The sequence below is a fragment of the Gordonia jacobaea genome (assembly GCF_001186365.1).
In the GTDB taxonomy this organism is placed as follows: Bacteria; Actinomycetota; Actinomycetes; order Mycobacteriales; family Mycobacteriaceae; genus Gordonia; species Gordonia jacobaea.
The window spans coordinates 146,156-171,330 of the sequence record NZ_LDTZ01000022.1 but is presented as its reverse complement, the minus strand read 5'-3'; the positions used below and the strand labels follow the sequence as shown (position 1 = coordinate 171,330).

The following is a 25,175-nucleotide window of genomic DNA, read 5'->3' as shown; positions in this document are numbered from 1 at the left end:
CGTGCGACGTCAATTCGTGCGGCGGATTTTCGACGCCGCGCCCGCGATCCGCGCCATGCTGTGGTGCAACCGCGACGTCGCATGCAGCCGTGCCGCCCGCGCCGCACGCGTCCATCCGCGCGCTGCACATCGTTGTGCCTCGCCGTCGAAGAAGGCGTTCTCCTCGGCGAAGCGTCGACCGTCGACCGCCTGCACCGAGCTGACCGACGCGTCGTGGCGGCGGTACCGGAACAGCACGCGCGGGTCGTAGGCGAGCGCCTCCCCCGCGAAGGCGAGGTCGACGAGGAGCGCGAGGTCGAGGACGACGTCGAGTCCCTCCCTGAATCCGACCGTCCGCACGGCATCGGTGCGCCACAGCAGTGAAGGGAAGTAGGTCCAGTTGCCGCGATAGAGGCTGGTGGCCATCGCCTCGCCGCGCAGGACCGTCGCAGACGACGGCGCGAGCACCGACTTGATCCGATCCCCGAGCGGGCGCACCACATGATCGTCCGCGTCGATCACCTCGACGCCCGGCGCGATCACCGCGGCATCGGGATGTGCGTCGGCCAGCGCACGGACACCCTTGAGGTACCCGGGCAGCATCACGTCGTCACAGCCCATCACGACGTACCGGTCGGCGGTGACGAGGTCGACGCAGCGTCGAAAATTGCCGTTCACGCCGAGGTTGTGCGCGTTGCGTTCGTAGTGGACGCGAGCGTCTCCGAGGCCGGCCAGCCATTCGCGGGGCTCATCGCTCGGATAACCATCGTCGACGACGACGAGCCGGAAGTCGGGGTCCGACTGCTCGAGAACGCTGGTGGCCGCCTGCTTGAACTGCTCGACGTCGCCGTAGAAGGGCATCATGACGTCGATAGGCACCCGATCAGGGTAGACGTTGACGCGCCCACGCCTTCCGGGCACGTCCGAAGTGCCCCGCACCTGCTCCGATAGGGTTACCCCCATGACGGAACGCCCCACCAACGACGACGTGTGGTTGGTGATCCCCGTCTACAACGAGGGCGAGGTGATCAGAGACGTCCTGGTCGACGCCTCGAAAACCTTTCCGAACATCGTCTGCGTCGACGACGGCAGCTCCGACGACTCGGTCGCTCAGATCCGATCGGCAGCAGCCGACGTCGCGCGCACGCAGACCGGCAGCATCCATCTCGTGCGCCATCCGGTCAATCTCGGGCAGGGCGCGGCGATCCAGACCGGCGTCGAATATGCGCGAGCGCGGCGCGACGCCCAGTACTTCGTCACCTTCGACGCCGACGGCCAGCACCGCGTCGACGACGTCGTCGCGATGATCGACCGACTCCGCACCGAACCCGTCGACATCATCGTCGGCACCCGATTCGCCGACGGCCGGAGCGAGTCGGTGCCACTGCTGCGTCGGATCGTGCTGCGGACCGTCGTCTTCCTGAGTCCGCGCACGCGCAGACTCGGACTCTCCGACGCCCACAACGGCCTACGCGCGTTCAACAAGACCGTCGCCGACCAGCTCGATCTGCTGATGGCCGGCATGAGCCACGCGTCGGAGTTCGTCGCGCTCATCGACCACCATCACTGGCGGGTCGCGGAGCAGCCGGTCACCATCCTCTACACCGACTACTCGCGCGCCAAGGGGCAGTCGCTGATCAACGGCGTCAACATCGTCGCCGACGGTCTACTGCACGGGCGCATGAGGAGATAGCCATGATCGTCATCCAGATACTGCTCCTGCTCGCGGCCCTCGGACTCGTGTGGTTCTTCGTCACCAACCGTGGCAACGCGAGATCGTCTGCGGGAGTGAAGCTTCTGTTCGTCGCGTTCGTGGTGTTCGGCGTCTACGCGATGTTCCGCCCCAACGATCTGACGACTGTCGCGGGCTGGGTCGGCGTCGGCCGCGGCACCGACCTGGTGCTCTACTGCCTGGTGATCGCGTTCGCATTCACCACTGTCGCAACGTATCTCAGGTTTCGCGAGCTGGAGATCCGCTACGCACGACTCGCGCGCGCGGTCGCACTGCAGAACGCCGAGGTCGAGAACCGGCGCGACTGAGGGTGTTGTCCGCCCGAGCCCGCCGCCAAACGCCGCCCGAACGTGCAAACGCGCCTGGTGTACCGGCCGCGTCTACCAGAACGAGCCGCGTCTACGACGCCTCTTCGGCCAGCGCCCGCAGATACGCGGTCACATCGGCGTAGTCCGGGAGCAGCCCCGATTCGCGTGCGGCGGTCAAACCCGGTGCCGCAGTGTCCTTCTCGGACAATTCGTAGACCAGTGGCGAGCCGTCGCGCGCGAGCGTCGGCCATTCGATGCCCAGCTCCGGGTCGAGCGGATTGATCCCGTGTTCCGCGCCGGGGTTGTAGCCGGTCGAGCACAGGTACGTCGCGGTCGACCCGTCTTCGAGTGCGCAGAACGCATGCCCGAGCCCCTCGGAGAGGTAGACCGCACGACGGTCGACGTCGTCGAGGAGCACGGTGTCGTAGGTGCCGAAAGTCGGTGAGCCGACGCGGATGTCGACGATCACGTCGAGGATCGCACCCTTCGGACACGTCACGTACTTCGCCTGCCCGGGCGGAACGTCGGCGAAGTGCACGCCCCGCAAGACGCCCGCAGCCGACACCGACAGATTGACCTGCGCGAGGTCGAGTCGGTGACCGATCACGTCGTCGAGCAGATCTCCCTTGAACACCTCGGCGAACAGGCCGCGAGCGTCGCCGTGCTGCACCGGCGTGAACTCCCAGGCGCCGTCGATCGACAACGGACGGATTTTCACTCGCGCTCTCCTACCTCGTGGATCGTGTTCACTCGAAACCCTTACCGCGGGCCAGGATGTCGAGCAGATAGTTGCCGTAGCCCGACTTGCGCAGCTTCTCGGCGCGCGTCGCCAGCTCGTCGTCGGACAGGTACCCCTGCCGCCACGCAATCTCCTCGGGCACAGCAATTTTCAGCCCCTGCCGCTGCTCGACAGTGCGCACGAAGTTGCCCGCGTCCAACAGCGAATCAAAGGTCCCCGTGTCGAGCCACGCGGTGCCGCGCGGCAACACCTTCACCGCGAGCTTGCCCTGATCGAGATAGTGCGCGTTGACGTCGGTGATCTCGTACTCGCCTCGCGCGCTGGGCTGCAGGCCACGCGCAATCTCGATGACGTCGTTGTCGTAGAAGTACAAACCCGGCACCGCGTAGTTCGACTTCGGGGAGGTCGGCTTCTCCTCCAACGACACCGCCCGCCCCTGCGCGTCGAAATCGACAACACCATAGGCCGACGGATTGGCCACCCAGTAGGCGAAGATCGCGCCACCGTCGATCGTCTCGAACCCCTTGAGCTGCGATCCAAGGCCCGGACCGTAGAAGATGTTGTCACCGAGCACCAGCGCCACCGACTCGTTCCCGATGTGATCGGCACCCAACACGAACGCCTGCGCCAGACCATCCGGCGACGGTTGCGTGACGTACGAGATGTCGATACCGAACTGACTCCCGTCGCCCAGCAGTCCGGAAAACGCGGCCGAATCGTGCGGGGTCGTGATCACCAGAATGTCGCGAATACCCGCCAACATCAGCGTCGACAACGGGTAATAGATCATCGGCTTGTCGTAAACCGGGACGAGTTGCTTACTCACGCCCTGCGTAATCGGGTGCAACCGCGACCCGGTACCACCGGCAAGAATGATTCCACGCATGCAGATCAGACTAAACGGAACTGCTCGTCGGAACATCTCGTCGGACGCTCGGTACTCTTATGGCGCTGCACTCACCCTGCGACTCATCCCGTGGGTCCACTACGTACGAAGGGAACGACGTTGAAGCTCCTGGTCACCGGCGGAGCCGGCTTCATCGGGGCGAACTTCGTCCTCCGCACGCTCGAACAGCGCCCCGACGTGCAGTTGACGGTCCTCGACAAGCTCACCTATGCGGCCAGCCCCGCGACGCTCGCACCTGTCGCGGATCGCATCACCCTCGTCGAGGGCGATATCGCCGACGCCGCGCTGACCGACCGCTTGATCGCCGACGCCGATCTCGTCGTCCACTTCGCAGCGGAGTCGCACAACGACAACTCGCTCGCCGATCCGTCGGCCTTTGTGCAGACCAACCTCGTCGGCACGTACACCCTGCTCGAAGCGGTTCGCCGCCACGACGTGCGGTACCACCACATCAGCACCGACGAGGTCTACGGCGACCTCGACCTCGACGACCCGTCGCGGTTCACCGAGTCGACCCCGTACAACCCGTCGAGTCCGTACAGCTCCACCAAAGCGGGTAGTGACCTGCTGGTTCGCGCCTGGGTGCGGTCGTTCGGGGTGCCCGCGACCATCTCGAACTGCTCCAACAACTACGGGCCCTACCAGCACGTCGAGAAGTTCATCCCCCGCCAGATCACGAACGTGCTCTCCGGCGTGCGTCCCAAGCTCTACGGCGACGGCCGCAACGTGCGCGACTGGATTCACGTCGACGACCACAACGACGCCGTCTGGACGATCATCGAGAAGGGCGAGATCGGCGAGACCTATCTGATCGGCGCCGACGGCGAGGTGGACAACCGGACCGTCGTCGAAACGATCCTGGAACTGGCCGGACAGCCACGCGATGCTTTCGACTTCGTCACCGACCGCCCCGGCCACGACCGTCGCTACGCCATCGATTCGACGCGCCTGCGGACCGAACTTGGCTGGTCACCGCGCTACACCGACTTCCGCTCCGGCCTGTCTGCGACCCTCGACTGGTACCGCGACAACGCCGCATGGTGGCAAGCCGCCAAGGGCGACGCGGAGGCGAAGTACGCCACCACCGAGCAGGTCATCGGCTGAGCGTGGCGCGCGCCCGCCGAGCGTAAAGCGCGGCGACCACGATCCCGAAGCACCCGACGACGGGCCGACAAGCCGTCGAACTAGCCCGAGCCGCACACCAACTGGTCTAAGAGCCACCGACTCGACGCGCAGCTACCTCATCCGTGCAGAGCTACCTTCTGCACTGCCGAAGGTGGCTGCACACAGATCAGGTGGCTGCACTGACAGCCGCCGACATCAGCCCTCACGCCGCGCACCGCCCGGGCATGCCGGGCACCCAGAAGACTGGCCCGTCGTCTCATGTTCAACAGGTCAGCGTCGCGGTCGGACGCTTTACGCACACTTGCGATAAGTGCTATTCTCGGAATCGAGAAAAGTCCTTCCGAGGCCCCACTCTCCCGCGAAGTCCCATCCTGAATCCCTCTCGACCGCAAGGCGGCAGATGAACCCAGGACCCCAACCCCCGAACAGTGTGGTCATCACCAACGTCCACGACAGCAAGGGCACCATGCTGCGAGTCGTCCGGCTCACCGACGACGGTGGACTCATGATCGAAGGCCACGACCTCGGCGGCGGCGTCGAGCAATTCTTCGGTGCCTACGAGTACGAGTTCAAGAAGCAGTTCTCGTCCGACGCGGTCGCACGGCTCCGGGACCTACTCGGCCTCGAATCCGACGACGAACTGCTGCCGACCATCAAGGATCGGTTCACATACACAGACGATTTGGAGGAGTTTCTGCGAGACAACGGAATTGAGGGGAAATTCTGGAGCCGGGTGGGTGACTGAGCACTTCGAATGGGATTTATCGACACCGAGGCCTCCGCCGTCGTCTCATTGAATTACGCAGGCTAACGATTTTCGACGCCGCTACGAATCCCCTAATACAGGGGTTCGTCCAGCACACTCGGCATCGGAGATTCTCATGGTCACAGCTTCACGTATTCGTCGCGGCGTCGTCGCCGCACTCGCCGCGGCAACCATCGCGAGCGGCGCGGCGGTAGCAACAGCACCCAGCGCGCACGCCGCGCCGACACAACCCGGCATCCACCAGGTCGACCAACTCGGCGACCTGACCTACCAGGCACTCTTCGGCGCGGGCGTGCAGGTATACGAGTATGCGACGACGGTTCGCGGCACGTCCGATTCAACCGGAATCACACCGCGTTACTACTACACCGTGCTCCGGAAGCTGAACAACCCACGCGATGGCAAGCCGGGGAGCCTGCGATACGGGTTCGTCGGACTCGGTCCCGGCACACAGCTGCCGGAGGTGTTCGCCCTCTACTCGCGCCTGCGCCCCGAGCCGCACAACGTCGGCAACTTCTACTTCCGGGTCGATCCTCGGACGCTGCAGCCACTGAGCTACGACCCGCACCCCCTGCCGTGCCCGAAGCTCATCTCCGGCCCCATCGGACCGCTGACGGGCGGCGCCGCGATCCTCGGAAATCGTTGCGGCGGCTGAGCCACTGTGACCGAAAGGCCACCGATGGTCAGCTAGGCCCTTGTCGCCGATAACAGGTTCGTTTCATTGAGTCGCGTGGGATGACACACCCGTCGACCGTCGACACTCTGGAGCGAGAGGGAGGTCTGTCGGGGCGTCGACCATCGGAGGTCAGCATGGGTTCGGCTCGCCGTACCGGCTGCAAGGTTCTCGGCACCCGTGTCACAACGGCGCTGGTCGCCGTGGCGGTGGCCGGCGGCGTGACGTTCACGCAAAGCACCCACGCCGACGCCGCACCGACAAACGTATCGATCGTCAACGACGTGGCGAACCTGCCCTACCAGGCACTGTTCGCCACGGGCGTCCAGGTCTACGAGTTCGCGGGGATCTACCGTCAGGACAGTCCGGGCAGCGCCCCGTACTTCTTCACGGTGTTACGCAAGCTCCACAGTGCAAATCAGGGTGCCCCCGGCACTCGGCGCTATGCCTTCGTCGGGCGCGGACCCGGTTCGACGCTTCCCGAGGCGTTCGGCATGTACCCCGGTCGACGACCGTCGCCGGATCTGCACCTGCGTTGGACATTCCAATTCGACCCGCGCACCCTCACCCCGACGCTCGGCGGCGTGATGCAGTGCCTCTCGCCGCCGACTGTCGGGCCGATCGGAACGCTCGCGGGTGGTGCCGTGGCGACGCACACCTGCCCGAAGTGACTCGACGCGACATCACGCAGGACTCGCATGCAGATCCCGCCCGGATGCCACACTCGGGTATGCGCCCCCTCGACTGGCCGCTCCGCGAACTCGTGGCGCTCTATCGCCGCACCGGTGCCGATGTCCCATACGGCGACCCCTTGCCGTCCCACGGCACCGAGATGGAGGGCTGGTTCTGGCGGCTGACCGACCGGGCAACCGGCCGCGCAGTGGTCGCACTGTGCAGTTGCAACCGCCACGACGCCGGGGACTGGTCGACGGCGGCCATCGTGCTCGAACCCGGCGCCGTCGTGCGCCAGGCAGCGATCGGTGCTGCGGTGGCCGATCCTCGCGAGTTCTCCGTCCGCGCGCAGGAACAGGGGAATTACCTCGATGCCAATCGAGGCGGCGTCGCTCTGACCATCGACGACGTCACCGTCGACCTGCGTGTCGACAACACCCGACCCTGGCCGAAGGCGTTCGGCGGCGGCGGGGTGTTCTCTTCGATCCCGTTCCTCAACCAGTACTGGCACGCCTACTGTCTTGGCGGCCGGGCGTCGGCAACGGTCACCGGACCCGGCGTGGACTGGCGGTTCGACGACGCCCGGCTCTACTGCGAACGCAACTGGGGTGCCGGTTTCCCGCAGCGGTGGTGGTGGGGCGAGGCGCATGACTTCGGCGACGACGACGTGTGCGTCGCGTTCTCCGGTGGGCTACTCGAACTCGGCCCGGTGAAGCAGGAAGTCACCGGAGTGGTCGTGCGCATCGGCTTTCGGGTGCTGCGCATCACCCCGCCCGCACTGACCAGCTACCACTTCGACCGGAACACCTGGCACTGGCACATCACCGCGCGCACAGTGCGATTCGCCATCGAACTCGACGGCCACGGTGTCGGAGAACCGCCCGTGCTGCCGGTGCCGATACCGCACGAGCGGCGCAACGTGGACACCGATTACGAATTCCTCGACGGGACCCTGCGCTGCACCGTGCGGGAATGGGGTCGCGTCATCTACGACGGCACCTCGTCGCTGGCGGGACTCGAGATCGGTGACCGCCCGGCGTGAGCGTCGGCCGCGCTCGCTCGCTGAGGGTTGACGGGTACGACGTCGCGCAAGAATCCCACCTCGTCGGCGACGACGTCCTCGAAGGCGTCACCGACGTAGATATCGAAGTGTCCGTACGGGTAGATCTTCGCTGTGATGTGCGGATTGCTTTGTACCGCACGCATTGTCGGACCGGATGGGGCGACACTGTCGGTCTCGCAGATCGCGACGAATGTAGGGATGCTGATACGCGATGCCTTCCGCGCAGGCGAGTAGAGCGGAATCGCGAGACCGGTGCGCGCGGTGACACGATCGGAGAACGACGCCCCGTCGGGCACCAACGACAGGTAGCCCGACTCGGCGTCCGGTGCGGTCATCAGCGCGGCGTCGTGACCGTGTCCGGTCAGCCCCACCGTCACCGGGTCGCGACCCACCGCACTCGACGCAAGGTCGGCGATTGCGCGCGCCGTGACCTTTGCCGACGAGATCGGGTCGAGTGCGGTCAGGGACGCGATACCGCTGGTGAACGGGCACTGCGAAATCGCCGCGGCGAGCCCGGGATGGCGCGACGCCAACGTCAGCGCGTGTCCGCCGGAGAACGACGATACCCACACGACGACCCGAGCAGCGTCGACCCCGTCGAGCGACTTCGCGTAGGTGATCGCGGCGTCGTAGTCGGCGAGTTGTCTGTGCACCGACAGCAGCTGCCTCGGCTCGCCGTCGCTGTCGCCGAAGTGTCGGTAGTCGAAGACAAGGCATGCGTACCCCGCGTCGGCGAAACGCTCGGCGAAGGCGTCGAGCCTCATGGTCTTGACGCCGCCGAGGCCATGCGCCATCACGATGATCGGCGGATTCGGCACATTTGGTCGATAGAGCCAAGCTCGGATGACGACGCCGTCGGACGTGAACTCCACATCGGTGCGCTCTGACCCCATGACCCCTCGTCTCGCTCGCGACCCAGATTCCGGTGAGCACAGCTTGTCAGACCGGGTCTTTCGTGTCAGCAACCGGCGGCCTACCTCGAGCGGCTCAACGGGTCAGCCACGCCGCCCACGAGTACACGACGGCGGCTACCGCGGCCACTGCGAGCGTCACATGTTCCAGCACCGCACCGAGCACAAAATCCGACGGCAGCAGTGGCACCACCAACGCACACCACAGGGTGACGACCACCGTGAATCCGAGGGTCACCCTGCCGATCACCGCCGTCGTCTTGGCCGCGACGTGCCGGTTCCGCCCGACGACGGGCACCAACACGATCAGAATGATGGCCACAATCGACACCCCGAGATTGATCAGGATGCCGCTGGAGAATGGCCACTCCAATCGCAGTTGGCCGCCCTCGCGCAGCGCCTCGGTGTCGAGGGTGTTGCTGAACTGCAACGCCACCACGATCATCGGCCCCCACAAAGCCGTGGTGCGAGCGACGAGGTTCTGCGCAGGCTGCATGATCGACCGGTTGGTGCCGTAAAGCCGCAGCACCTCCCGCAAACCGAGCAGCAGCAACAGCGACGCCAGGCCGAACGCGGCACCGTTGAGCTGCTGTTCATGCGCGGCCACCGGACCGTTCGACCGACCCGAGAGGATCGCATAGCTGAACGCGAGGATCAGCAGCGAGAAGAACGCGCTGGTGAACACGATCACGCCGCTCGCCCCTGCAGCCTCGGCATCGTCGTCGCGGGTGTCATGGTCGAGCGGTAGCAGTACCGCCAGCAGGGCGAAACCCGCGAGCAGACCCGCCACCGCCGAGTACCAGCCCGCGGCAGCGGCGATGTCGAACGAAGCAACCTCGGCAGTCAGCATCGCACGTCGCCCCTCGGCCTCACGAGTTCATACGACTCCATCACCACATTCGGCCTCACGCGCTCGACCACCGCAACCCGAGAGCGTGCTTCGCAGCAAACTGTTCACCGAGGGGTAGCTCACAGGGTCCGCGTGGATGAATCCCAGTCCGACCGCTTACCGTGATTGTCATGCGTGTACTCGTCAGTGGAGGGGCCGGCTACATCGGCTCACACACCGTGATCCGACTCGTCGAAGCAGGACACGACGTCGTCGTCGTCGATGACTTCAGCAACGCCAAGCCGACGGTCATCGGCCGGCTCGAGGGCCTCACCGGCGTCCACATACCGGTCCACTCCTTTGATCTCACCGACGTCGACAAGACGGAGAAGTTCTTCGACCACGAGGACGTCGACGCCGTGATCCACTTCGCGGGGTTCAAGGCGGTCGGCGAGTCGGTGGCCAAGCCGCTCGAGTACTACGAGAACAACCTGGGCAGCACATTCTCGCTGCTCCGCGCGATGCGACGCCACGACGTGCACCGGTTGGTGTTCTCGTCGTCGGCCACGGTGTACGGCGCAGAGCCGGTACTCCCGATGACCGAGGACTCCCCGACGTCGGCGACCAATCCGTACGGCTGGACCAAGGTGATGATCGAGCAGGTGCTGCGCGACGTCGCCGCCAGCGATCCCGCCTGGCGCATCGCCGCGCTGCGCTACTTCAACCCGGTCGGCGCCCACCCGAGCGGACAGATCGGCGAGGACCCCAGCGGTATCCCCAACAACCTGATGCCGTTCGTCGCACAGGTCGCCGTCGGACGTCGGGAGAAGCTCTCGATCTTCGGCGACGACTACGACACCCCCGACGGCACCGGCGTGCGCGACTACATCCACGTCGACGACCTCGCCGCGGGGCATGTCGCAGCACTGGAACGAATCAGCGCAGGGTCCGAACCCATGTCGACCTGGAATCTCGGTACCGGACAGGGTGTTTCGGTACTGCAGGTGGTGCAGGCCTTCGAACGCGCCAGCGGTAAGCCGATCCCCTACGAGATCGCACCGCGTCGAGCCGGCGACATCGCGGCGTCGTACGCCGACCCGACGAGGGCGAACAAGGAGCTGAACTGGTTCGCGGGCAAGACAATCGACGACATGTGCGTCGACACCTGGCGCTGGCAGTCGAACAACCCGGAGGGCTACCCGGACGCCTGAGGGGTACAGCTCGCAGCGGTTCAGCGCGGCGCGGTGAGCACGTTCTCGTTGACCCGATACACCGTCACGTTGCCCTGCCGGAACACCGGCGTCAGCCCCGGCGCGCCGTGCTCCCGGAGCGCCAGGAACGGGTCGCCCTGCACACCGTGCTCCGGGTCGGGGACACCGTTCTGGAACGGCCAGTAACTCGGCGGACTGTCGATGACGTAGTGCACGTTCATGTCGCGGACGATCTGATCGACGTGCGGATCGGCGCCGATTTGCGCTGTCCCCCAGTACAAGTCGCGCTGGCGTTCGGAGAACTCGTTTGCCCGATAGAACGAGAACAACGGGGTCAGTCCGGTCACCGGATACAGCCACCCGGTGCCCTGATCGAGGTTGTTCAGGATCAGCGCGTCGTGCGCGTCTGGCTGACGATCGAGCCAGTGGTACGCGGCGAGATCGTCTCTGCCGACCAGCTTTTCGCCCCGTTCCTTCGACGCGATCTGCGCGTTCGACGGGTAACGCCACACAGCAGCGCCCGCGATCAACACCAGCAGGACGGCAAACGTGACCGGAACAGCCCAACGTCGCTGCGTCGCAACGCGGTCGCCGGACCCCGACCGCGCCACCCACCGCGACACGGCCAACGCCGCGATTCCCAACGCGACGCCCGCGGCCGCCGCACAGAACAGTGCCACCACGAACGTCAGCCGATGTGGCGAGTTGTAGAAGTAGCCGCCGATCACCCCGAGCGGCGCCGACAGCGGGCCAAGCGAGACAACCGAATTGGCGGTGACCAAAACGAAGATTGCCCAGGTCACCAGCCCGCCCCAACACCGTAGCCACAGCAGTGCAACAGCACCGAGCACGGTGAGGATCACCAGACCCCACACCGGATAGTCCTGCGTCTGCAACGGCACCGTGCCGTTGAACAGCGCCTGCGAAAGCCCTTCGAGCACACCGACCGTGTCGACACGGAAGTCGAAGAACGGCAGTTCGTTGGTATCGGCGACGCGAATCGTGCCCAGTACCACCGGGAAGACCAGAACGACCGTCGCCAGCCCGGCGATCGCCAGGGTGACGAAGTCTCCGACGCGGCTGTGCACGGGCCGACGCAGCGCCTCGAACAGCCACCACACCCCGACGATCACACCCACCAGGATCAGACCGGACGGGTGCGTCGCCGTGACGCCGGAGACCGCGACGGCCGCGGGCAGCACCCGACGTCGATCGCGCACCGCACTGATCGTCAGCACCGCGGCGATAGGCGCCATCGACACACCCACGGCATTCGGCACCGAGGTCAACTGCACCTCGACATACGGCAGCGACGGGAACAGCGCCGCCACCGCGCCCGCAACACCGGCGATCAACGCCGACGTCGAGGTGTCGAAGCGGTGGCGCGCAAACCAGTACGCGAGTGACGCGACGCCGAGCGTGACCGTGACCGCCAACGTCGCGGGCGAGTAGGTGTTGTACAGCTGCACCGGGTTCGCGCCGGTCAGCGGAATCTCAAGAGCGCCGAGCGCGTGCCACGTATTCGGGTAGTAGTTGAAGCCGTGGGTGTCGTAGTTCATGAGCTCGCCCATGCGCAACGACGATCCGACGCCGGTCTCGTGAATCCAGCGCAGCGAACTCGCATGCCAGAGCGAATCCCAGACCTGAGGAATGCTGTCGAGTCCGGCGAACGCGGTATTGGCGATTGGCCTGATGCACGTGATCGCGATGATGATCGCCCCGAGCGCGATACCGATGCCCCCGCGCAGCGCCGCACGCCAGCTCAGCGGGGCGTCGACCGTCCCGTCCTCCGAGGTCGACGTCGCGCCCGGTGCAGGAGCGATTCGACGTCCCGCCCGCGTGCCCAGCAGCGCGGCATAAACCCAGGCCAGCGCATACGCGACGAGGACGGCGACCAGCGCGGTGATGACGTTCCATTCGAAACCGATCGCGCCGTAGAGGACGGTGGACACGCTCACGATCGCGAACGTGATCGGCGCGCCCGCTGCAATCGCGACGGGCCAGCTCAGCGTCATCCGACGACCGACACACGCCCCGGGAACAATGAGCAGGACGACGGTCACCACACTCACCCACGCCCCGAGCAGCACTGACACCCGTCCTCTCACTCACCGGCCCGAACCGGATTCATCCCGGTCCGTTGAACCGGTCGACCTCGTGCAGGTTACCGCGCCACCCTCTTGTCACCGTTGACCGTGTGCCATGACCCCTGGACGTCGAATGCTTGTAGTTCTACAATCTTTGTATGTCCACAACTACCTCCGTCGAGCTGACGCCGCGCAGGAAGATGGCGATCCTCGGCACCTGCTGCATGAGCCTGCTGATCGTGTCGATGGACGCCACCATCGTCAACGTCGCCCTGCCGGCGATCCGCACGGATCTGAACGCGAGCGTGTCGTCGTTGCAGTGGGTCATCGACATCTACACGCTGGTGCTGGCCAGTCTGTTGATGGTGTCCGGAGCCACCGCCGACCGGTACGGCCGGAAGCGGTTGTTCCAGATCGGTCTGGTCACGTTCGCGGTCGGATCGCTGGCGTGCAGCCTCGCGCCGAGCGTCGGCGTCCTGATCGCCGCCCGCGCCCTGCAGGCCGTCGGTGGGTCGATGCTCAACCCCGTAGCGATGTCGATCATCACGCAGATCTTCGTCGACCCTCGCGAGCGCGCCCGCGCGATCGGCGTGTGGGGATCGGTGGTCGGAATCTCGATGGCCGCCGGCCCGATCGTCGGCGGCGTGCTCATCGACACCATCGGGTGGCGTGCGGTGTTCTGGATCAACCTGCCGATCTGTCTGATCGCGATCGTGCTCACCGCCATCCTGGTCCCCGAATCACGCTCGCCCATCATGCGGACACTCGATCCCGTCGGACAGGCGTTGGCGATGATCGCACTCGGCGGCGCGGTCTACGGCCTCATCGAGGGCCCTGGCCACGGGTGGGGATCTCCGCGCACCGTAATCGTATTCGCGGTCGCCGCAGCCGCTTTCGTCGGCTTCCTCCTGTGGGAACGACGCCACGACGACCCGTTCATCGACCTCCGATTCTTCGGCAGCGTCCCGTTCGCGTCGGCAACCGTGATCGCGATCTGCGCGTTCGCCAACTGGGGCGGGTTCTTGTTCCTGATGTCGCTCTACCTACAGGAGGACCGCGGATTCAGCGCCGTCGGCACCGGTGCGATGCTCGTTCCACCCGCGATAGCGGTCCTGATCTGCTCGCCACTCTCCGGGCGCGCAGTCGGTCGCTGGGGCACCCGACCGTCGCTCGTGATCGCCGGGATCGCACTTCTCATCAGTTCGTCGATGATGCTGTTCATCGACGACGCCACCCCGGTCCCCCTGCTGGCCTTCATGTTCTTCATCTTCGGACTGGGCTTCGGGATGATCAATGCGCCCATCACCAACTCCGCGGTCGCAGGCATGCCCCGACATCGAGCCGGAGCTGCCAGCGCCGTGGCGTCGACGAGCCGTCAGATCGGCGTGAGTCTCGGTGTGGCACTTGCCGGTAGCGTCACCGGCTTGGCCGCCGCGCACACGGCCATCGACTTCTCGACGGCGATGACGGCCATGTGGTGGATCGTGATCGCTTTCAGTGCAGCGATTCTCGTACTCGGTATCGTGTCCACCACACCGTGGGCGCTACGCACCGCGCAGACCGTCTCAGATCGGTTGATCGAACCGGAGATGTCCCATGCCTGAACCCGGAGCAGCCGACGAGCACGGCGCTGCCCCCCACGACGAACTCGTCGCGCAGGTCTGGCGCGAACTCACCTCGTTCGTGACAGATTCACGCGACGCGTGGCGACGCACGGTGGTAGCCGAAACAGGGTTGCCGTTCAGCAGGATTCGGGTGCTGAAGCGGTTGCGGAACGGCCCGCTGACGATCACCGAGATCGCTCACGCCGCCACCATCGATGCCCCCGCGGCGTCGGTCGCGGTAACCGACCTCGAGTCCGCGGGATATGTGGTGCGCGAGCCGTCGTCGAGCGACCGTCGTCGAAAAGAGGTACGTATCACCGACGCCGGACGCGAGGTTCTCCAAACCGTCTGGGACGTCGACGATCCGGCGCCCGACGTACTGACCACGGCCTCCACCGCCGAACTGGAACTGCTGCACAAGATGTTCACCAGGAGCCCTGGGCGGACCTGACCCCTATCGGTCAGGCTGTCACGGCGTGCCGACGATGCCCGTACAGCGCGACGGCGAGACACAGCAGCGCCGCGACGATCCCGAAGATGAACATGTGCGTGTAGGTGACCGCGTGCCAGAACTCGGTGATCAAAGCCAGCACAGCCGGAATCGCGAAGCCCAGGTAGGTCACGCTGTAGAACACCGCGGTGAGCCCGGCGAGGTCGTTGCGGCCGCTGCGAGCCGCGATCCGTTGCACCTCGAGGAGCCCTGCGATCATCGCCATGCCGTAGCCGCAGCCGAGAACCGTCGCAGCGATCAGCGACATCCAGATCGTCAACATGTGAGCAGCCAACGCCGCCAACGCCATTCCGACAGCCAACACCGTGAGGGCGGCGGCGACGCCGCGCACACCGTCGGGGTTGTCGATTCGACGTCCCAGCGACTGGATGCCGAAACCCGCCGCGAGTCCGAGCACACAGCACAGCGCGGCGAACGCGATCGGCGCTCCGGCGGTGCGCGCCGACATCAGCGCGGGGATGATCGCGTACGCCGACGCGCATGCGCCGAACACCCAGGGCGCAACCGGCAGCACCACGAACAGGAACCGACGGTGCGCTGCCGACGGGATCTTCAGGTCGTCGACGAGTCGTCCGGGAGTGCTACTGGGCGAACGCGTTTCGGGTGCGCGGACAAGCAGGAGCACCAGAGCGATGGCCGCAAGCGAGATGTTCACCAGGTAGGCGAGCACGTGCGGCCACGGTGCCCACTGAGCCAGCGCACCGGCGACGCCCGCACCGATGCCGAATCCGGCGGTGAGGCTCATCGCGGCGCGCCGGGCCCCTGATGCCGCTCCGGCGCCACCACGTACCGACAACTCCGTGATCCAACTGCCGCCGACCGCCATCGACAGTCCCAACGCGATTCCGCTGAACACGCGTCCGATCGACAGCAGCACAACAGAATTCGCACCGAGTGCCAGGAGCAGCGACCCCACCGCGGCGAACACCGGTGCGGGCAACATCAACGGGCGACGCCCGTACCGATCCGACAGTGGACCGCCGATCAACAGCGAGGGCACGATGCCGACCACATAGAGGAACAGCAACGCGTCGACCGCGACGGCCCCGAAATTGCCAGTCTCGCGGTACATCACGAGCAGCGGCGTGAATTCGTTTCCACCCCAGGCCGATGCGAAGACGGCAAGTGCCACCGCGATCCACGCGGTGCGACGAACCGTCGGACCGGTCACCGTGGGGGTGGCGTTGTCTGCGGTGGTAGTCACCGTTGTCCTTCCTCTGTGTGGGCGGCGCTCGCGTCGGTCGCGTGGACGGCGTAGACATCGTCGATGCGATGAACACCCGCGACGTGGTCGACGAGCAGTGATGTGAATCTGTCGGCGTCTGCGCATTCGATGGCGTCGACGAGCGCGGTGTGCTCGGCAATGATCCGGGGCGTCATGGTCGGCTCCCGGTGCACGCTCGCGGTGGTCATGCGCCGCTGGCGTTCTGCGAGACCGAGGTAGAAGTCGGCGAGTACGCCGTTGGCCCCGGCCGAGACGATGAGCTGGTGGAACTGCGCGTCGAGACGGGAGAAGTCGGCGATGTCGTCGGGTCCCACGTTTGCGTGTGCGGACAGGTTGCGGCGCAGGTCCGCCACCAGGTCGCCGGTGGGCAGGCCGCGGGCGACGAGACCGCGCACCGCGTGAGACTCGATGAGAATCCGGGCGTCGACAACGTCGCGGGCCTCGGTGTCGGTCACCGGCAGCACCAGCGCGCCGCGTTTCGGGTACAGCCGCATCCAGCCTTCTGCCTGCAACCGAAGAAACGCTTCACGGACCGGGGTGCGACTGACCTCGCAGCGCTGCGCCACCTCGCCCTCGCTGATCAGCTCACCACCGGCGATGGCGTTGGTCAGGATGAGTTCCTTGACCTCGTCGTACACCCGATCGGCCGCCGATGTGGCGCTCAGATCCAACATAGATACAAGTTGTACTCCTGATTGCTTAGCTAGTCGAATCTTTGTGAGCTAGTCGGGGCGGTGCGACACCGATTTCTCCGCGGAGGCACGACATACTCGTGTGCGTCACGCCAGGCCGCCTTGACTCTCCCGCTTGTGGGCCTCACGTTCTGGGGTCTCCCGTTTTCAGTCATTTCTGAACCGTCTCGGCGATCCGACCTGGGCTTTTGCGGCCGGGCACCTCTGAAAATGACTGAAAACGGGAACGGCTTGGAACCTTTGCGGACGGTGTACGTCCAAATGCCATGGTTATTCGACCTCCGGTGAACCCCGACCTCACTCCCGATGCGCTTCCGCTCGGCGCAATCGACCCCGACGCGGTCAACCTCGGCGTCTTTTCTCGGCCGGAGCTAAGGGCACGCGGGCTCACCGACGCCGACCTGCGCAGAAAGGTACGTCGCGGCGAACTCCTCGTTCCGCGTCGCGGCTGGTACGCCCAGCCCGAAGCCGATCCGGATGCCGTGGCTGCAGCCAAACGCTATGGCGCACTCTCCTGCGCGTCGGCGCTCACCAAGCACAAGTTGTGGGTGCCGCCCGGATACGAATCGCTCCATGTGCGCGCAGGCAAGAGCGCGACACCGAGGCGCGCGGACTACTGCACACTTCCCGGCGCGCCACTTCCCGTCACCACCATCACCGACACCATCGGTCTGTCTCTGGTGTGCGCCGCGGGCTGCATGAAGGACGACGACACGATCGCCACGCTCGATTCGGCGATGCACACGCTCGACATCGATGTCGATGACCTTCGCCTGATGCTGCCCCAGACGAGTCCACTCATCGAGGCCCTGCTTCTCGAATGCGATCCGCGGTCGATGTCCGGGACCGAGAGTCTGACCCGAGTCCGTTGTCGCCGGGCCGGTTTCGAGGTCGAGGTACAACCCGAGATATCCGAAGCCGAGCACGCGGACCTGCGGATCGGCCGGCTCCTGATCGAATGCGACAGCAAGCTCTACCACCTCAGCCCTGCGAACTACACCAACGATCGGCACCGCGACCGCAGATCACTCACGCAGGGCCGACCCACCCTTCGGCTGACCTACGACGACGTGCTGTACGGCTGGGAGCAAACCCTCGACGACATCACCGAGATCGTGGGCGCTTTCGCGCAGTGAGGCGTGCTAAGCGCCGACGTAACCCTTGTCGTCGCGCTCCTGCCAGGTGCACAGGCACAGCTCGTTGCCCTCGGCGTCGGCGAGTACCCACCACGAGGGCGCGAACTCGTCGGTGACCAGCGTGCCGCCGGCGTCGAGTGCGGCGCGCATTCGGGCTTCCACCTCGTCGTGCGGGATCCAGAGGTCGAGGTGTATCCGGTTGCGTTCAGCCCGTTCGGTGTCCATCTGTTGGAACCAGATCGCGGGGAGACGTCCGGCGGGGTCGACGAGGTCGGCCGCTTCGAGCTCGCGCGCGTCGCCGTCGAGTTGCTTGTAGCCGAGCACAGCGATCCAGAAGGGTCGGATCTTGTCGATGTCGAGGGCGTCGATGGCGACGTCGAAGCGGGCCTCCGGCATGGCGAGCGGTTCGAGTTCAAGCTCGCGAGCGATCTGTGCGATGAGGTTCGCCAGCCCGACGTCGGCTTCGGTGATGCGGTGCGCACTGTGCGTCGAGAGAGTGAGATGGATTGTGCCGTAACGCAGATCGATGTCGGGGTGGTGGTCGGCGATCTCTGCTTCCTGCGCGATCCGATGGAGGAAGCGCACGCCGCGAGCCATCGAGCCGGTGTCGTACCCCGCACGCACGCTGTTGCCGATGACCCGCCAGGGGTCGGACAGCCGAGTGCTGGCGTCTGCTGCGGTGACGGGCTTTCGCGGAGAAGGGGCCATAGCCCGACGGTACGGCGGATCGTCGTATGTGGGTCGCGGTTGTGTCTGATCGAGATGAACTGGTTGTCGGGAGTTCACGCAGTTCTTCGTCGACCACCGCGAGACGGCACATTCTGGGATGATCGACGGCATGCACACACGCGCATGTGCGGCGCTGGTGCTCGCGGTAGCAGGTCTGGTGGGGACATCATTCGGGGCCGGCGCGGCACTCGCCGACCCGTTCCCGGTGACCACCGACGTGGTGGCCGCCCAACGCGACGGGCTGACCGGGCCCGCCGACGCCGCCCCCGCCGGCGCGAATCGACCCGACTGTCACGATCGGTACGACCGCGATCCCGTCATCCTGGTGCACGGCACGACCTCGAATCAGTCGTCAGCGTGGTCATTCCTCGCTCCGACGCTGGCCAACGCGGGTTTTTGCGTCTACACCTTCACGTTCGGCCAGGTACCGGGAAGCGGTTCGGTCGGCGGACTGGCGCCCAGAGCGACGTCGACGCAGCAGCTCGCCACATTCATCGACCACGTCCGTCGCGAGACCGGGGCGAGCACCGTCGACCTCGTCGGACACTCGCAGGGCGCAGCGGTTGCGCAGTCGGTCACGCAGTTGCCCGGCAGAGCCGCACAGATCGGCACCATCGTCGATATATCCGGAGCGAACCGCGGCTACTCGTTCGGCGGTAAGCCCGTGCCGCGCGGCGAGGGCGACAACGGGCCCAACCACTCGAACATCAAGTACGTCAACCTGGCCACCACGCACGACGAAGTGGTCTTCCCGCTGCGTAACGCACTGATGGAACCCGCGCCGAACGTCACGAACGTCGTCGTGCAGAACGTGTGCCCGGCGTCGACGGTCGGGCATCTGGGCATGATCTACTCGCCGACCGTGGCCGCGCTGGTGCAGAATGCACTCGACCCGAGCTCGCCGGTCGCGGTCCCGTGCGACCGCGACTTCCCATTCTGAGGGCACCCACCATGCCCGGTCTCGGTGCCGGTTTTGGTTCCACCGACGCGGCTCGCTACACTCGTGAGCGCTGCCTCGCGCAGCACGCCGCCTTAGCTCAGTCGGTAGAGCGATTCACTCGTAATGAATAGGTCAGGAGTTCGATTCTCCTAGGCGGCTCCAGTGCCCTCTGGCCACACCAACGGCTACGATTCTTCGGACGCGGTGACCTTCTGGTGGTCATCACGACCGGAAGGGCAGACGCTGACGCTACCACCGGGACCGCAGCCTATCGGCGGTCCAGGCGGGCAAGACGGACAGGCTGCCGCTCGTGTCCTCGATGCCGAGTATGCCTCCGACGCAGCAATTCTCGACGATGAGAGTCGGCACATAATCTCCCTCTGGCAGCGCGACGACCGCACGTATCAGGAGTTTCAACGTGTCGCCCGCGAGGAGTCCGACGACGCGCTCATGGTCGAACGGGCCGACATTCTCGATGTACTGATCGAGCGACATCGGTTGGCGCAACGAGTGCTCGTTTACCGGGGCGTTCGCAACGCTCCAAAGGTGTTCGGGTTGGATACGAGCGCCCTCAGTGACCTGATTGGCCAGACCGTTCCTCTATCGGGCTACTTCGCAACGTCGGTTCATAGGGCAGTCGCCGCCAGTGAGTTCACGCGTCCACCGTCTGGTGACGGACCGGCGTTGCTCGAGGTCGAGGTGCCCGCTGGAACACCAGCGCTCTGGATACCTCCGCTGGGCGACGGTGCGCTCGCACCAAGGCGAGCTACTGCTCTCGTCGTATGTTGTTCTTCAGATTGTCGGCGTCGACGAAGCGGGGACGCTTCCCACAATTCGCGCCGTCATAGTGACGCACTGATTCGTGTAGCCGTACGCTCGATATGGATCAACGAGAACATGGGTTTGATCTGAAGTTTGTGTCGACCCGCGGGATGGAATCATGGGTATTGCGAATCGTCTTTGGGACGACAGCGTCTATCTCCCTGTCGACGTCAATCTCCCGCAGCCCGCAATGGCAGGTCAACTGCTGACCATTCTTCACTTGCTCGATGCGCCCCGCGAGGAGCAGGTCGAAGGTGTTCGAACATGGCTGCAAACCAATGAGCCGAGCAAGAGCCTGCAAATCAGCCTGGAACGACGCGGACTCGGTGCCACGCTGAACCAGCTCTGAACCGCGAACACCAGCCCAATAGCGCTGGCGCCTGATCACCCGTAGTACGCGAACTCGCAGGTCGGGTTGGGCTCGGTCTTGTACGGGACCAGGCTGCTGCCCATCATGATCGCGCAACCAACCTCGGTACCGCCGGTCACGCTGACGCTCGACGAGACCTCGTTGTACACCGGGTAGTCCTTGCTCCACGGCAGCGTTACGGCGGACTCGGTTCTGGTCTCCGGCCCGCCGTTGATGCGGTAGCGGATGGTGACCGGCGTCGGACCGCCGACCACTTTCATCGTCGCAGTGCCCACCGAGGGCCCGGTCGGCTGAGCCGTGGCGGAGTCCGCGGTGCTCGTCGTGATATCGGTGGCACCCGAATTCGATTGCGCCACCGGCTCACCCGGCAATGAACAACCGGCCAGCGACAGCACGAGCGCTGCACCACAACAGATTCCGACCACTATCCTCTTCGACATGCGAGGAGTGTAATGCGCAGAAAGCCCTATGCCACGGGAGTCATCCACAGGCCAGACGACGCAATGTAGAACGCACGATGCGGCCGGACCCAGCACGTGGTCCGACCGCATCGTGCACTCTCCGGAGAATCTCCGGCGAGCAGGATCAGGCAGCGAACACCGCCAGACGTCGGGGCTGCTCCACCGACGAGTAGTGCGACGCGTCGCCCTGGATGATCTGGCTCTGCTGCCCGTTGACGTCGACGGGCACGTCGCCGGCCAGGGTGATCCGATGCAGCTGACGCTTCTTATTGCCGAAGTCGGCGATGCCGTAGTGCTGGGTCGCCCGGTTGTCCCAGATCACCAGGTCGCCGTAGCTCCAATTCCAGCGGAAGGTGTTCTCCAGCTTGGTGATCCGAGCCTGCAGCAGTTGGTACAGATTGGCGAACTCCGACGCCTTCAGGCCGCGGAACTCCTTGGCGAAGTGGCCGAGGAGCAGGCTGCGCTCACCGGTCTCCGGGTGCACGCGGACGACGGGATGCAGCGTCTCGTACTCGGAGCTGGTGAACTCGGCGTAGTGCTCCTCCTTCTGCACAACGTCGACGCCGCCGGACGGCTCCTTCTGTCCCACATAGTCGTACAGGTTGGAGTGCGTGGCCCACAGTTCCTCGACGAGCGAGCGCAGCGGCTTGGGCAACTGCTCGTAGGCGGCGACGGTCGACGCCCAGGTGGTCGCACCACCGTAGGCGGGCAACACGATTGGCCGCAGCAGCGACGCCTTCGGGATGCGGTCGACGAAGGTCACGTCCGTATGCCAACTGTTCGCGGCACCTTCGATGGTGAGCAGCTGATCGCCGCGCGACGTCACCGTCGGGTGCGGTGCTGTCGGTTCACCGAGCAACGACGCGAACGCATACTGGGTCTCGTCGTCGAGGTGGTCCTGCCCGGTGAAGGCGATGACCTTGTTGACGGCGAGCGCGGTGCGGATCGCCTCGACCTGCTCGGTGGAGAGGTCTCCGCCGAGGCGGACGCCCTCGACCTTGGCTCCGATGTTCTCGCCGAGCTTGGTCACGGTGATCGACGCGTCGTCGTAAAGGGCCTGCGCAGCGGACTCGCTGTCGGTGCGTCGTTCGATGTCGGTCAGTGTCACGGGTGTACTCCTTGGCTGATTTCGTCGTTACTTCGATTTCTCCACTGATCGGCGCGCGGCGACAGGTTCTCGCCCACACCGATTACAACCTTGCGTCGCCGCGATACTCAGTCGGCGTGATATTCGGCGCTCTCGTCGATCTCGCGGCGGATAGCGGCCGGAACCCGCACGGCGCCTGGCTGGTACGTCACCGCGCGTAGTGCGCTGCCGAAGCGGAACACGCCGCGCCGCTCCCGCAGCTCCAGATCGACGGGACCGCGCGCGTCGAGCCCGACGGAGATTCCCGTCCACGGGGCCATGCCGACGAGCTGGAACTGGTTGTCCAACTTGGCGATTACCTCGACCTGCCCGCCACTCGACGCCTCGAGTACGAAGTCCCACCGCACCTGGGGCGTCGCGACGGCACGGAGTACCAGTGTGTCGACACCGTCGGGTAGCTCACCGGATACGCGCGCAATACGGCCGTAGCTGTTGAACACGAAATGTGCTGTGCCGTCTTCGATGCAGAGCAGATAGCCGCCCTGGGGATCGCCGTGTGCGACCAGCACACCTTCGTCGGCACGTGTCCAGTCGCGCAGTTCGATCTCGATGTCGAAGTCTCGGTATGCGATGAGCTTGCTCGACCGGTACCGCTCGAGTGTCGGTGTGCCGGCGAGGATGCGCACCGGGTCGCTGTAGCGTTCTTCGTCGGGTCGTCGACGCCCCTGATCGGCCGGCGAATCGTACAGCGGGAACACAGTATTGCGCCATGCCGCTTCGTCCCACGCGCGCGCCAGCTCGGCAACGACGTCCGGATGCTCCGCGGCGACGTCGTGCGTCTCCGCGGGATCGGTTGTCACGTCGTAGAGTTCCCACTCCGGGTCGTCGACGCGATCGGGATCCCGGTGCAGTGACAGCAGCTTCCAGCCTTCCCGATAGAACCCGCGGTGTCCGCCGAACTCGGCGTACTGCTCGGTGTGATCCGAGTTCGACGCTCCATCGCGCAGAAACCCTGCGGCACTGACACCGTCGCGCGATTGCGCGGGTTTGCCGTGCCGCTCGGTCGGTGCCTCGACGCCCGCCAACTCGAGCAGCGTCGGCACCAGATCTGTCACGTAGGCATACTGTCGGCGAACACCGCTGTCGTCCGCGTCACGCGGCAGACCGTCTGGCCACGACAGCACGAACGGCACCCGCACACCTCCGGCAAAGGTCTGCCCCTTGTAGAAGCGGAAGGGCGTGTTCGACGCCTGGCCCCACCCACGCGGATAGTGCACCCCGAGAGCCGCACTACCGATCAGGTCCTCGTCGTGGGGAACGTCGCGCTCCCAGTCCGACGGCACCGGGCCGTGCACGAATTGGCTGAAGTACGAACGGGTTCCGACCGGACCGCCTTCGGCGGTACCGCCGTTGTCTGACGTGAACACGATGATCGTGTTGTCGAGTTCGCCGAGCTCGGTCAGGGTGTCGACGATACGCCCGACGCTCTGATCGACCGAATCGACCATGGCCGCATACACTTCCTGGTACTTCGCGAAGCGCTCCTGCTCGGCAACATCGAGTTCGTCCCAGGGTGGCGCGTCGTAGCCGGGCTCGGTGTTGCGCTCGGCGATCGGGGTGCCCTCGTCGAAGAGGCCTTCCGCGACCTGTCGTTCGAATCGTCTCTGGCGCACAGCATCCCACCCGTCCGCGTACTTTCCGCGGTACTTCTCGAGGTCGGACTCCTTGACCTGATGCGGACCATGCATCGCGATGTGCGCGAAGTAGAGGAAGAAGGGTTTGTCGGCATCGTGTGCCCGCAGCGACTTGATCTGCGCGACAGCACGATCGGTGAGGTCGTCGGTGACGTAGTAGTCATCGGGGTACTCGTCGACGTCGACGACTGAATTGTCGGCGATGAGCTGGTTGGGGTAGAAGAACGAATTCAGCCCTTCGAGTGAGCCGTAATAGGAGTCGAACCCGCGCTGCAGCGGCCACGAGTCGCGTGTACGACCGGGACTCATGTTGGCGTCGCGGGCGAGGTGCCACTTACCGACCGCGTACGTGGCATAGCCGTTGGCGCGCAGTATCTCCGGAAGGGAGAGCACGTCGTCGGCGAGTTCGAGACGTAGACCGGGGAAGCCCGGATCGGAGTTCGCCACACTGCCGTAGCCGGCACGATGCGGGTTGAGTCCCGTCAGCAGAGCGGCCCGAGCGGGTGAACAGACCGGCGTCGTGTGGTAGTTCGACAGTCGGAATCCACGCTCTGCGAGCGCTGCGATGTTGGGGGTATCGATCTCCGCGCCGAACGGCGAGATGTCGGAGTAGCCCATGTCGTCGATGAGCACGACGACGATGTTCGGAGCACCCGCCGGCGCACTCGGTTCGGGCTTCCACCAGGGTGTCGACTGCGACGACGTGCGTCCGACCCGACCCTCGAAGCCTTCGTAACCTCGTGCGTAGTCAGGTATTTCGCTGTTGCCGTCTGCCATCGTCACTCCTCGAAGATCGTGCGACCGCCGCTGTCCGCGGTTACGCATCACACACCATTCGCACGGTGGGTCGGTCTGTCAACCCTTTCTCCGACGCTGCCGAGAAAGGCGCCGTGAGCTTGAAG

The 25,175-nt window shown here is 65.4% G+C and carries 26 protein-coding genes and 1 tRNA gene; 14 read left to right on the top strand and 13 right to left on the bottom strand.

Annotated elements, in window-relative coordinates; all coding sequences use genetic code 11:
• Positions 1 to 9: 9 nt before the first annotated feature.
• Positions 10 to 858: a glycosyltransferase family 2 protein gene (locus ABW18_RS19420; protein WP_049700622.1), complete on the bottom strand. Its 849-nt coding sequence runs from the start codon at positions 856 to 858 to the stop codon at positions 10 to 12.
• A gap of 82 nt (positions 859 to 940) precedes the next feature.
• On the opposite strand from ABW18_RS19420, the gene ABW18_RS19415 reads away from it, so the two are divergent.
• The gene (locus ABW18_RS19415; protein WP_049700621.1) at positions 941 to 1,672 is read left to right on the top strand and encodes a glycosyltransferase family 2 protein; all 732 of its coding nucleotides are present in this window, start codon (positions 941 to 943) and stop codon (positions 1,670 to 1,672) included.
• Positions 1,673 to 1,674: 2 nt separating this feature from the next.
• Entirely contained in the window at positions 1,675 to 2,019 is a 345-nt protein-coding gene (locus tag ABW18_RS19410; RefSeq protein WP_005206720.1) for a DUF2304 domain-containing protein, read from the top strand.
• A gap of 91 nt (positions 2,020 to 2,110) precedes the next feature.
• On the opposite strand, the gene ABW18_RS19405 is transcribed toward ABW18_RS19410, so the two are convergent.
• Entirely contained in the window at positions 2,111 to 2,737 is a 627-nt protein-coding gene (locus ABW18_RS19405) for a dTDP-4-dehydrorhamnose 3,5-epimerase family protein (protein WP_049700620.1), read from the bottom strand.
• Between the two features lie 28 nt (positions 2,738 to 2,765).
• A complete protein-coding gene (gene rfbA, locus ABW18_RS19400; RefSeq protein ID WP_049700619.1) occupies positions 2,766 to 3,644 on the bottom strand; it encodes a glucose-1-phosphate thymidylyltransferase RfbA in 879 nt (292 codons plus the stop codon).
• Between the two features lie 120 nt (positions 3,645 to 3,764).
• Between rfbA and rfbB the strand changes: the two genes are divergently transcribed.
• The 5 genes from rfbB (at position 3,765) to ABW18_RS19375 (ending at position 7,943) form a co-directional block, all read left to right on the top strand.
• On the top strand, positions 3,765 to 4,769 hold the full coding sequence (rfbB, locus tag ABW18_RS19395; protein WP_049700655.1) for a dTDP-glucose 4,6-dehydratase: 1,005 nt from the start codon (positions 3,765 to 3,767) through the stop codon (positions 4,767 to 4,769).
• Between the two features lie 421 nt (positions 4,770 to 5,190).
• Positions 5,191 to 5,535 carry a hypothetical protein gene (locus ABW18_RS19390; RefSeq protein ID WP_049700618.1) on the top strand — a complete coding sequence of 115 codons (345 nt, stop codon included), beginning with the start codon at positions 5,191 to 5,193 and terminating at the stop codon, positions 5,533 to 5,535.
• Between the two features lie 136 nt (positions 5,536 to 5,671).
• The gene (locus ABW18_RS19385; protein WP_049700617.1) at positions 5,672 to 6,211 is read left to right on the top strand and encodes a hypothetical protein; all 540 of its coding nucleotides are present in this window, start codon (positions 5,672 to 5,674) and stop codon (positions 6,209 to 6,211) included.
• Between the two features lie 80 nt (positions 6,212 to 6,291).
• Positions 6,292 to 6,900: a hypothetical protein gene (locus ABW18_RS19380; RefSeq protein ID WP_235434456.1), complete on the top strand. Its 609-nt coding sequence runs from the start codon at positions 6,292 to 6,294 to the stop codon at positions 6,898 to 6,900.
• Positions 6,901 to 6,944: 44 nt separating this feature from the next.
• Positions 6,945 to 7,943, top strand: a complete 999-nt coding sequence (locus tag ABW18_RS19375) for a tocopherol cyclase family protein (protein WP_049700653.1) — start codon at positions 6,945 to 6,947, stop codon at positions 7,941 to 7,943.
• Here ABW18_RS19375 and ABW18_RS19370 read toward each other — a convergent pair.
• Together ABW18_RS19370 and ABW18_RS19365 are read right to left on the bottom strand one after the other, a co-directional pair.
• A complete protein-coding gene (locus ABW18_RS19370; protein WP_049700616.1) occupies positions 7,889 to 8,857 on the bottom strand; it encodes an alpha/beta hydrolase in 969 nt (322 codons plus the stop codon). The genes ABW18_RS19375 and ABW18_RS19370 overlap by 55 nt on opposite strands.
• A gap of 94 nt (positions 8,858 to 8,951) precedes the next feature.
• On the bottom strand, positions 8,952 to 9,725 hold the full coding sequence (locus tag ABW18_RS19365; protein ID WP_049700615.1) for a hypothetical protein: 774 nt from the start codon (positions 9,723 to 9,725) through the stop codon (positions 8,952 to 8,954).
• A gap of 170 nt (positions 9,726 to 9,895) precedes the next feature.
• Here ABW18_RS19365 and galE point away from each other — a divergent pair, with 170 nt between their 5' ends.
• Positions 9,896 to 10,915: a UDP-glucose 4-epimerase GalE gene (gene galE, locus ABW18_RS19360; RefSeq protein WP_049700614.1), complete on the top strand. Its 1,020-nt coding sequence runs from the start codon at positions 9,896 to 9,898 to the stop codon at positions 10,913 to 10,915.
• Positions 10,916 to 10,935: 20 nt separating this feature from the next.
• On the opposite strand, the gene ABW18_RS19355 is transcribed toward galE, so the two are convergent.
• The gene (locus ABW18_RS19355) at positions 10,936 to 13,005 is read right to left on the bottom strand and encodes a DUF6541 family protein (RefSeq protein ID WP_049700613.1); all 2,070 of its coding nucleotides are present in this window, start codon (positions 13,003 to 13,005) and stop codon (positions 10,936 to 10,938) included.
• Positions 13,006 to 13,202: 197 nt separating this feature from the next.
• On the opposite strand from ABW18_RS19355, the gene ABW18_RS19350 reads away from it, so the two are divergent.
• Both ABW18_RS19350 and ABW18_RS19345 read left to right on the top strand, forming a co-directional pair.
• Positions 13,203 to 14,606, top strand: coding sequence for an MFS transporter (locus ABW18_RS19350; protein ID WP_083444465.1), 1,404 nt, complete (start codon positions 13,203 to 13,205; stop codon positions 14,604 to 14,606).
• Positions 14,599 to 15,057, top strand: a complete 459-nt coding sequence (locus tag ABW18_RS19345; RefSeq protein ID WP_049700611.1) for a MarR family winged helix-turn-helix transcriptional regulator — start codon at positions 14,599 to 14,601, stop codon at positions 15,055 to 15,057. The genes ABW18_RS19350 and ABW18_RS19345 overlap by 8 nt, the downstream gene beginning before the upstream one ends.
• A 10-nt stretch (positions 15,058 to 15,067) precedes the next feature.
• Here the strand turns inward: ABW18_RS19345 and ABW18_RS19340 are convergent, their stop codons facing one another.
• Entirely contained in the window at positions 15,068 to 16,321 is a 1,254-nt protein-coding gene (locus ABW18_RS19340; RefSeq protein ID WP_414651986.1) for an MFS transporter, read from the bottom strand.
• On the bottom strand, positions 16,318 to 17,016 hold the full coding sequence (locus ABW18_RS19335) for a GntR family transcriptional regulator (protein WP_049700610.1): 699 nt from the start codon (positions 17,014 to 17,016) through the stop codon (positions 16,318 to 16,320). Before ABW18_RS19335 ends, ABW18_RS19340 begins: the two co-directional genes overlap by 4 nt.
• Positions 17,017 to 17,300: 284 nt before the next feature.
• Here ABW18_RS19335 and ABW18_RS19330 point away from each other — a divergent pair, with 284 nt between their 5' ends.
• Complete coding sequence (locus ABW18_RS19330; protein ID WP_083444464.1) at positions 17,301 to 18,170, top strand: type IV toxin-antitoxin system AbiEi family antitoxin domain-containing protein; 870 nt, start codon at positions 17,301 to 17,303, stop codon at positions 18,168 to 18,170.
• 6 nt (positions 18,171 to 18,176) lie between these two features.
• On the opposite strand, the gene ABW18_RS19325 is transcribed toward ABW18_RS19330, so the two are convergent.
• Complete coding sequence (locus tag ABW18_RS19325; RefSeq protein WP_049700609.1) at positions 18,177 to 18,878, bottom strand: VOC family protein; 702 nt, start codon at positions 18,876 to 18,878, stop codon at positions 18,177 to 18,179.
• A 130-nt stretch (positions 18,879 to 19,008) separates the two neighbouring features.
• Here ABW18_RS19325 and ABW18_RS19320 point away from each other — a divergent pair, with 130 nt between their 5' ends.
• Both ABW18_RS19320 and ABW18_RS19315 read left to right on the top strand, forming a co-directional pair.
• On the top strand, positions 19,009 to 19,839 hold the full coding sequence (locus tag ABW18_RS19320) for an esterase/lipase family protein (RefSeq protein ID WP_049700650.1): 831 nt from the start codon (positions 19,009 to 19,011) through the stop codon (positions 19,837 to 19,839).
• 86 nt (positions 19,840 to 19,925) lie between these two features.
• Positions 19,926 to 20,001: transfer RNA gene (locus ABW18_RS19315), tRNA-Thr, on the top strand.
• A gap of 87 nt (positions 20,002 to 20,088) precedes the next feature.
• Here ABW18_RS19315 and ABW18_RS19310 read toward each other — a convergent pair.
• Positions 20,089 to 20,346 (bottom strand): hypothetical protein, encoded by a 258-nt coding sequence (locus ABW18_RS19310; RefSeq protein WP_152930149.1) that lies wholly within the window; start codon positions 20,344 to 20,346, stop codon positions 20,089 to 20,091.
• 433 nt (positions 20,347 to 20,779) lie between these two features.
• Here ABW18_RS19310 and ABW18_RS19305 point away from each other — a divergent pair, with 433 nt between their 5' ends.
• Positions 20,780 to 21,010 carry a hypothetical protein gene (locus tag ABW18_RS19305; RefSeq protein ID WP_049700607.1) on the top strand — a complete coding sequence of 77 codons (231 nt, stop codon included), beginning with the start codon at positions 20,780 to 20,782 and terminating at the stop codon, positions 21,008 to 21,010.
• Positions 21,011 to 21,045: 35 nt separating this feature from the next.
• Here ABW18_RS19305 and ABW18_RS23245 read toward each other — a convergent pair whose 3' ends face one another.
• From ABW18_RS23245 to ABW18_RS19290, 3 genes are all read right to left on the bottom strand, one after another.
• Positions 21,046 to 21,471: a hypothetical protein gene (locus ABW18_RS23245; protein ID WP_235434455.1), complete on the bottom strand. Its 426-nt coding sequence runs from the start codon at positions 21,469 to 21,471 to the stop codon at positions 21,046 to 21,048.
• 145 nt (positions 21,472 to 21,616) lie between these two features.
• Complete coding sequence (locus ABW18_RS19295; protein WP_049700606.1) at positions 21,617 to 22,600, bottom strand: TauD/TfdA dioxygenase family protein; 984 nt, start codon at positions 22,598 to 22,600, stop codon at positions 21,617 to 21,619.
• Positions 22,601 to 22,707: 107 nt separating this feature from the next.
• Positions 22,708 to 25,050 (bottom strand): sulfatase family protein, encoded by a 2,343-nt coding sequence (locus ABW18_RS19290; RefSeq protein ID WP_049700648.1) that lies wholly within the window; start codon positions 25,048 to 25,050, stop codon positions 22,708 to 22,710.
• Positions 25,051 to 25,175: the final 125 nt, after the last annotated feature.

Coding starts and splice junctions, on each gene's coding strand:
- ABW18_RS19415 (WP_049700621.1), top strand. CDS start 941: ATGACGGAACGCCCCACCAACGACGACGTGTGGTTGGTGATCCCCGTC.
- ABW18_RS19410 (WP_005206720.1), top strand. CDS start 1,675: ATGATCGTCATCCAGATACTGCTCCTGCTCGCGGCCCTCGGACTCGTG.
- rfbA (WP_049700619.1), bottom strand. CDS start 3,644: ATGCGTGGAATCATTCTTGCCGGTGGTACCGGGTCGCGGTTGCACCCG.
- ABW18_RS19390 (WP_049700618.1), top strand. CDS start 5,191: ATGAACCCAGGACCCCAACCCCCGAACAGTGTGGTCATCACCAACGTC.
- ABW18_RS19385 (WP_049700617.1), top strand. CDS start 5,672: ATGGTCACAGCTTCACGTATTCGTCGCGGCGTCGTCGCCGCACTCGCC.
- ABW18_RS19380 (WP_235434456.1), top strand. CDS start 6,292: ATGACACACCCGTCGACCGTCGACACTCTGGAGCGAGAGGGAGGTCTG.
- ABW18_RS19375 (WP_049700653.1), top strand. CDS start 6,945: ATGCCACACTCGGGTATGCGCCCCCTCGACTGGCCGCTCCGCGAACTC.
- ABW18_RS19370 (WP_049700616.1), bottom strand. CDS start 8,857: ATGGGGTCAGAGCGCACCGATGTGGAGTTCACGTCCGACGGCGTCGTC.
- ABW18_RS19365 (WP_049700615.1), bottom strand. CDS start 9,725: ATGCTGACTGCCGAGGTTGCTTCGTTCGACATCGCCGCTGCCGCGGGC.
- galE (WP_049700614.1), top strand. CDS start 9,896: ATGCGTGTACTCGTCAGTGGAGGGGCCGGCTACATCGGCTCACACACC.
- ABW18_RS19350 (WP_083444465.1), top strand. CDS start 13,203: ATGGCGATCCTCGGCACCTGCTGCATGAGCCTGCTGATCGTGTCGATG.
- ABW18_RS19345 (WP_049700611.1), top strand. CDS start 14,599: ATGCCTGAACCCGGAGCAGCCGACGAGCACGGCGCTGCCCCCCACGAC.
- ABW18_RS19335 (WP_049700610.1), bottom strand. CDS start 17,016: ATGTTGGATCTGAGCGCCACATCGGCGGCCGATCGGGTGTACGACGAG.
- ABW18_RS19330 (WP_083444464.1), top strand. CDS start 17,301: ATGGTTATTCGACCTCCGGTGAACCCCGACCTCACTCCCGATGCGCTT.
- ABW18_RS19325 (WP_049700609.1), bottom strand. CDS start 18,878: ATGGCCCCTTCTCCGCGAAAGCCCGTCACCGCAGCAGACGCCAGCACT.
- ABW18_RS19320 (WP_049700650.1), top strand. CDS start 19,009: ATGCACACACGCGCATGTGCGGCGCTGGTGCTCGCGGTAGCAGGTCTG.
- ABW18_RS19305 (WP_049700607.1), top strand. CDS start 20,780: ATGGGTATTGCGAATCGTCTTTGGGACGACAGCGTCTATCTCCCTGTC.
- ABW18_RS23245 (WP_235434455.1), bottom strand. CDS start 21,471: ATGTCGAAGAGGATAGTGGTCGGAATCTGTTGTGGTGCAGCGCTCGTG.
- ABW18_RS19290 (WP_049700648.1), bottom strand. CDS start 25,050: ATGGCAGACGGCAACAGCGAAATACCTGACTACGCACGAGGTTACGAA.